This is a genomic window from Leisingera sp. JC11, assembly GCF_040704725.1.
Taxonomy (GTDB): domain Bacteria; phylum Pseudomonadota; class Alphaproteobacteria; order Rhodobacterales; family Rhodobacteraceae; genus Leisingera.
Genome location: NZ_JBFCVS010000045.1, coordinates 1 through 6,700, shown reverse-complemented (window position 1 = coordinate 6,700; position 6,700 = coordinate 1). Strand labels below are relative to the sequence as shown.

Genomic DNA, 6,700 nt, shown 5'->3' with positions numbered 1-6,700 from the left:
GGCCCCCCCCCAGGCCCAGCCGGTTCCGAGCAAACCCGGCCGGGACGCCCCGGCCCAAGCCACATCAGAACCGGCCTCTCAGGCCCCGCCCCAGGAGCAGCAGGGCAAACCGGTGCAGCCGCCACGGCTGAGCAACGCGGTGCTGGCGCAGATCGCCACCGTGCTGCGCCAGGGCGAGGTGCCGCTGGCCGCCCAGGCCGACCTGGTGGAGCTGCACAAGCGCATCGTGGAGATGTTCACCACCCTCAACGAGGGGCTGGGCGAGCGCCAGGCGCAGAAGGCCGCGGCCGACCGCGCCGCGCTCACCGCCCGCATCGACCAGCTGGAGACGGCGGTGAACCGGATGGAGGGGGCGCTCCGGATCGAGTTCGAACCGGTGCTGAAGGCGGCGGTGGCTGAGGCGCTGGCCCAGGCCCTGCCCAGGCCGCGCCGCCGCCGCCGCGGGCTGGCCGCGGCCGCGCTCTTGCTGGCGGCCGCCGGGCTGGCGGCCGGGGTCTACTGGCACGCCCCCCTGCAGCAGGCGGCCGAGGCCGCCGCCGCGGCGGTGGAAAGCCGCACCGGCTGGCAGCTGCCCGCCCTGTAACACGCATTTTGTCCCCATTTGGGGGCATCGGCGGCAGCGCGGATGCGCTGCAATACCCCCAGAAGGCATCACCACGCCTTTATGCGCCAGCGGCCCCCCGGGGAGTTCCTTCCTGGGCCGCGGCACCGGCGGGGGCACGGCCCAGGGCATCCGCCCGCAGCCCAGCCCCGTATTTTAACGAGGAGGAAGTTTACCATGGGTATTGAAGACCAGAACCCTGACTGGGAAGTCTGCAATCCGGAATGCGATATCCGCTTCAGCGACAACAAGAACGACCCGGACTACAATGACGGCACCACCGAATGGGGCGGCACCGACGGCAATGTGATCAACCTGAACGACCACTATGCCGGCGACAATGCCTCCGGCGGGGCCGGCGATGACGCCATCTACGGCAATGAGCGCAACAACCGGCTCTATGGCGAAGAAGGCCAGGATTACATCGAAGGCAAGGACGGCCACGATCTGATCGATGGCGGCACCGGCAACGACAAGCTGTTCGGCGGCGACGGCGACGGCAAGGGCCGCTATGAAAAGGTGGTGCACTACTACGAGACCCATATCGATTACGAGACCTGGGAAGAGTATGAAGTGCCGGTCTACAAGCTGGTCTATATCGACGACGGCGATGACTGGATCGACGGCGGCGAAGGCTGCGATTACATCGACGGCGAAACCGGCGACGACACCCTCCTGGGCGGGCTGGATTCCGACACCGTGTTCGGCGGCAAGGGCGACGACCACATCTTCGGCGATGACGCCGACGGCGACTACACCGAGCGCGGCCGCCTCAACGACGACGATCACTACGCAGAGCCGGAATACGGCGACGGCGATGCCGGCGACTACCTCTACGGCAACGACGGCAACGACTGCATGGACGGCGAAGGCGGCGACGACTGCATGTGGGGCGACAACGGCCAGTTCGACCTCTACGGCGAGAGCGACGACGACCATTCCAACAACAACGACACCATGTACGGCCGCGACGGCGATGACCGGATGAATGGCCAGCAGGGCAACGACCGCATGGCCGGCGGCTTTGGCGACGACCTGGTGATCGGCGGCTCCGGCGACGACGAGATGTTCGGCGACGAGCGCCAGGGCCAGGGGGCTGATCTTGACTTCGGCGCCTATCCCACCACCGGCAACAAAGGCGAGCGGGTCGACGGCAACGACTGCATGCTGGGCGGTGACGGCAACGACACCATGGACGGCCAGGGCGGCCGCGACACCATGTTCGGTGAAGACGGCAACGACCTGATGCAGGGCGGCACCGGCCGTGACCTGATGGGCGGCGGCGCCGGCTATGATGACGTCAACGGCGGCGCCGGCCGCGACACCATGCGCGGCGGCTCCAACAACGACGTGCTGGAAGGCGGCGCCCAGGGCGACCTGATCTTCGGCGACCGGGCGAAAAACCTGGGCAGCGATCACTACAAGGCGCCCTATATCGACTGGAGCTGCTGCGACGACGAAGAGCCGTCCAAGACGCAAGAGCACAGCATGGATGGCGGCCACAACATGAAGCCGGTCGATTGCCCGGATTGCTACGAGCCGGTTGACTACGGCCCGGACGGCAATGACCGCATCCGCGGCGGCAGCGGCAACGACACCATGTTCGGCGAAGGCGGCAATGATGTCATCATCGGCGGCACCGGCCACGACGTTGCCAGCGGCGGCGACGGCAACGACCGGCTCTACGGCAATGACGGCGATGACAAGCTGTCCGGCGATGACGGTCACGACTGCCTGCATGGCGGTGACGGCCACGACCTGCTGAAAGGCGGCGACGGCAGAGACACCATTAAGGGCGGCGATGACGCCGACAAGGCCTTTGGCGGCTACGGCAACGACCGGATCTTCGGCGACGACGGCAATGACACGCTGCACGGCAATGATGGCAACGACTACATCCGGGGCGGCTACGGCAACGACGCGCTGTTCGGCGACGAAGGCAACGACACGCTGCGCGGCGACCACGGCAAGGACTTCCTTGACGGCGGCGTTGGCGAAGACAGGCTCATGGGCGGCAGCGGCCGCGATGTCCTGAAGGGCGGCGACGATCTCGACCGGCTCTACGGCAACGGCGGCGGCGACTGCCTCTACGGTGAAGAAGGCAACGACCGTCTGCGCGGCGGCGGCGGCCACGACTTCCTGGATGGCGGCACCGGCATGGACTTCCTGTTCGGCGATGGCGGCAACGACTGGCTGAAAGGCGGCGAAGGCAATGACTGGCTGACCGGCGGCTTCGGCCAGGACGTCTTCATCATCGACCTGGAGTACAAGGACGGTGTGTTCACCTCCAACGATGGCCATGACACCATTCATGACTTCGACATCGACGAAGACCATGACGTGCTGCTGTTCCGTGTCACCGGCGACATCTCGGCGCAGGAAGCCTTCGAGAAGCTCAATGGCGGCGATGACGGCGTCGGCGGCCATGCCGTGGTCTCTGACGACGGCTACGACACCACCATCAAGGTGGGCGGCGCCTGGGTCACCATCGAAGGGCTGACCGGCAACGAAGCGCCGTTCTCCTCGCTGGGCCAGGATACCAACCCCTGGGGCGGTGTCGGCATCAACGCGGTCACCACCGGCGACGCGGGCAGCTACGAAGCGATCCGCGTGGTCACGGCGGACGTCTTCGATGACGCCTACGACAACATCTGGGGCAACCTGCATCACGGTGTCTGAGCTTTAGGAACGGCGGGCCCGGGGTTTACCCCGGGCCCGTCCAGCCCTGGTTCAGGACAGCGATTTGGTCCCCGGCCAAGGATTGCATCCTTGGACCAGGGCGCTGACCTCCAGATTTTACAACTTCACTTCGTGCAGCCGGGGGGCAACGACAATGAAGACAAAACGGGTATTCGACGGACAAAGGGGTGTGCTGGCAGCCATCTTCACCGCCAGCATCTTCGTGAACCTCCTGATCCTGACAGCGCCACTCTACATGCTGCAACTGTTTGCCCGGGTCATGGCCTCGGGCAGCATTCCGACCCTGATTGCTCTCACCACCGGCGCGTGCATCGCGCTGGTGTTCTTTTTTATTTTCGACATGCTGCGCCAGCGCCTGGTGGCGCGGCTCGGCTCCCGCCTCGAAGCGCGGCTCAGCCCGGTGGTGCTGGAGGGCATGATCGGCGGCCAGATGCCGCCGGCCCTGGCCCGCGCCGAACCCATCCGCGACATCCAGGAGCTGCGCGGCTTTATCACCAGCCCGGTGTTCCTGGCGCTCCTGGACGCGCCCTGGTCACTGATCTTCCTGGCGCTGATCTTCCTGTTCAGCCCGATCCTGGGCCTGGTGGCGCTGGCCGGCATCGCGCTGCTGTTCACCCTGGCGCTGCTCAACGAGATGCTGGCCCGCCAGCCGATGGATGAAGCCGGCAAGCAGGCCACCGCGACCAATGCCGCGGTGGAGGAGATGATGCAGAACGCCGGCCTGATCCGGGCCATGGGCAAGACCGGCCCGCTGATCGCGCGCTGGCAGCTCAAGGCGTTCTCGGCGCTGCTGTTCAACACATTGGCCACCGACCGGGTGGCGCTGATCACCTCGCTGGCCAAGGCCGTGCGCATGGGGCTGCAGATCGCGGTGCTGGGCGTCGGCGTGGTGCTGGTGATCAACAACCAGCTGACCCCGGGGCTGATGATTGCCTCTTCGATCCTGCTGGGCCGCGCCGCGGCGCCGGTGGAGCAGTCGATCGCCGGCTGGCGCGGCTTCCTCAAGGCGCGCAGCGCGCAAGGGCGGCTCAATACCCTGCTGGCCCATCTCGGCGCCGCGCCGGAGCGGCTGACCCTGCCGGAGCCGGACGGCCGCCTGGCGGTGGAGAACGCCACCGTGGTGCTGCCCGGCCGCCCGGACCCGCTGCTGATGGACATCTCCTTTGAGCTGAAGCCCGGCCAGTCGCTGGGTCTCATTGGCCCGTCCGGCGCCGGCAAGACCACCCTGGCCCATTCGCTGGCAGGCCTGCAGCCGCTGGTGCGCGGCCACATCCGCATCGACGATGCCGCGCTCAGCGACTGGGACCCGGCGCAGATCGGCCAGCATATCGGCTTCCTGCCGCAGCGGGTGGAGCTGTTCCAGGGCACGGTAGCGCAAAACATCGCCCTGATGGACCCGGACGCCAAGCCGTCGGAGGTGGTGGCGGCGGCCAAGCTGGCGCAGGTGCATGAGATGATCCTAACGCTGCCCGGCGGCTACAACGCCGAGGTGGGCCCGCGCGGCGAGTTCCTATCGGCCGGCCAGCGCCAGCGCATCGGCCTGGCGCGCGCCTTCTTCGGCGAGCGCAAGCTGATCATCCTGGATGAGCCCAACGCCAATCTCGACCCCGAGGGCGAAGAGGCGCTGGCCTGCGCCATCGAGGAAGCCTGCGCCCGCGGCGCTGCGGTGGTGGCGGTGACCCACCGGCTCAGCCTGCTGCGCCGGGTGACCCATGCGGCGCTGCTGCAGGACGGCCGCCTGGCCCGCTTCGGCGAGGCCCGCCAGGTGATCGAGGCCGCGGCGCAGCCGATGGCCGCCGCCCCGGCCCACTCCGACGACCCCAAGATCGCCCCGTTCCGCCACCGCAAGGGCCCGGCGGACCAGGACCCCCGGACCCCTCCGGCTGAAGGAGAAAGCGCATGAGCCTGGTAGAGCATGAGACCCGTACCCCGGCCCGCAGCAGCGCCCCTGACGGCCTGCAGAGCGGCTTCCGCGACCTGATGCCCGCGGGCGGCAGCCACGACATCCCGCTGCCCAAGCGGCCGCCCACCCGGGTGCGCCAGCTGGTGCTGTGGCTGGTGGTCTGCGGCTTCGGCCTGTTCGGCGGGCTGGTGTTCTGGTCCACCCGGGCGGAGCTGACCAGCGCGGTGGTGGCCGGCGGCAGCTTCAACGTGGCCGGCGACCGGCTGGCGGTGCAGCATTTCGAAGGCGGCATCCTGCGCGAGCTGAACGTCGCCGAGGGCGACCGCGTCCGCGAAGGCCAGGTGATCGCCCGGCTCGACGGCCGCCGGGTGCAGGCGCAGCTGGCGATCCTGAACACCCAGCTGGCCAGCACCCTGGCGCAGCAGGCGCGGCTGGAGGCCGACCTGGCGGAGGCCGAAACGCTGCGCCCCGGCGCCGAGCTGGAGCAGCTGATTGCCGCGGCGCCGGAACTGGCGCGGCTGGTGGCGGTGCAGCAGGACCTGCTGGCCTCCAACCGGGCGCTCTATGACGGCCAGATGGAGATCATCCAGGGCCGCATCACCCAGCTGGGCGACCAGCTCAAGGGCCGTGATGCCCGCATCCGGGCCACTGAGGAGCAGCTGGCCCTGGTGCAGGCGGAGCTGGCGGATCTGACCGGGCTGTTCGAAAAGGGCCTGGTGCCGAAAACCCGCATCAGCCAGCGGCAGATGCAGCAAAGCGACCTGCTGGGCACCCTGGGGGCGCTGGAAAGCGACCGCGGCAATGTGCTGGAGCAGATCGGCGAAATGGAGGAGCGGCTGCTGCAGACCGGCCGCGACCGGGTGGCGCGGATCGCCGCCCAGAGCCAGGAGGTGCAGGAGCAGATCCTCGACCTTCGCCAGCGGCTGGACGCCACCCGCGACGTGGCCGAGCGGCTGACCATCCGCGCGCCGCGCGGCGGCCGGGTGGTCGGGCTCGCTATCAACACCCTGGGCCAGGTGGTCGATCCCGGCCGCACCCTCTTGGAGCTGATGCCCGAGGATGCCGGCCTCCTGGTGGAAACCCGGGTCGCGGTGGAGGACATCGACGAGGTCTCGATGGGCAGCCTGGCGCGAGTGTCGCTGACCGCCTACAGCTTCCGCTCCACCCCGCCGGTCACCGGCGAAGTGGTGATGGTGGCGGCCGGCACCAGCACCGACCGGGCCACCGGCCAGACCTATTACCCGGTGCATATCCGCATCAAGGACGCGGAGCTGGCCGCCCTGCCCAATGTGAAAACCCTGCCCGGCATGCCGGCCCAGGCGATGATCGAAACCGGCAGCCAGACCCTAGCCAACTATCTGATCAGCCCGGTGCTCGCCAGCATGTCCAAGGCGCTGAAGGAAGGCGAGACCTGACGCAGGGCACCCCGGCACCCGCCGTCCGCAGCCCGGGCGGCGGCAGGAAAGGCAGCGGCCCAGGGGGGAGGGCCGCCCGCC

The 6,700-nt window shown here is 68.6% G+C and carries 3 protein-coding genes and 1 pseudogene; all 4 read left to right on the top strand.

Features of this window, described 5'->3' with window-relative positions; genetic code table 11:
• A pseudogene (locus tag AB1A62_RS21875) lies at nucleotides 1-583 on the top strand (hypothetical protein); the annotation flags it as partial.
• Between the two features lie 195 nt (nucleotides 584-778).
• Complete coding sequence (locus AB1A62_RS21870; protein ID WP_366663570.1) at nucleotides 779-3,280, top strand: calcium-binding protein; 2,502 nt, start codon at nucleotides 779-781, stop codon at nucleotides 3,278-3,280.
• Between the two features lie 154 nt (nucleotides 3,281-3,434).
• On the top strand, nucleotides 3,435-5,204 hold the full coding sequence (locus tag AB1A62_RS21865) for a type I secretion system permease/ATPase (protein ID WP_366663569.1): 1,770 nt from the start codon (nucleotides 3,435-3,437) through the stop codon (nucleotides 5,202-5,204).
• Entirely contained in the window at nucleotides 5,201-6,619 is a 1,419-nt protein-coding gene (locus AB1A62_RS21860) for an HlyD family type I secretion periplasmic adaptor subunit (protein ID WP_366663568.1), read from the top strand. The genes AB1A62_RS21865 and AB1A62_RS21860 overlap by 4 nt, the downstream gene beginning before the upstream one ends.
• Nucleotides 6,620-6,700: the final 81 nt, after the last annotated feature.

Excerpts from the sequence above, each read along its gene's own strand:
- AB1A62_RS21870 (WP_366663570.1), top strand. The coding sequence starts at position 779 with ATGGGTATTGAAGACCAGAACCCTGACTGGGAAGTCTGCAATCCGGAA.
- AB1A62_RS21865 (WP_366663569.1), top strand. The coding sequence starts at position 3,435 with ATGAAGACAAAACGGGTATTCGACGGACAAAGGGGTGTGCTGGCAGCC.
- AB1A62_RS21860 (WP_366663568.1), top strand. The coding sequence starts at position 5,201 with ATGAGCCTGGTAGAGCATGAGACCCGTACCCCGGCCCGCAGCAGCGCC.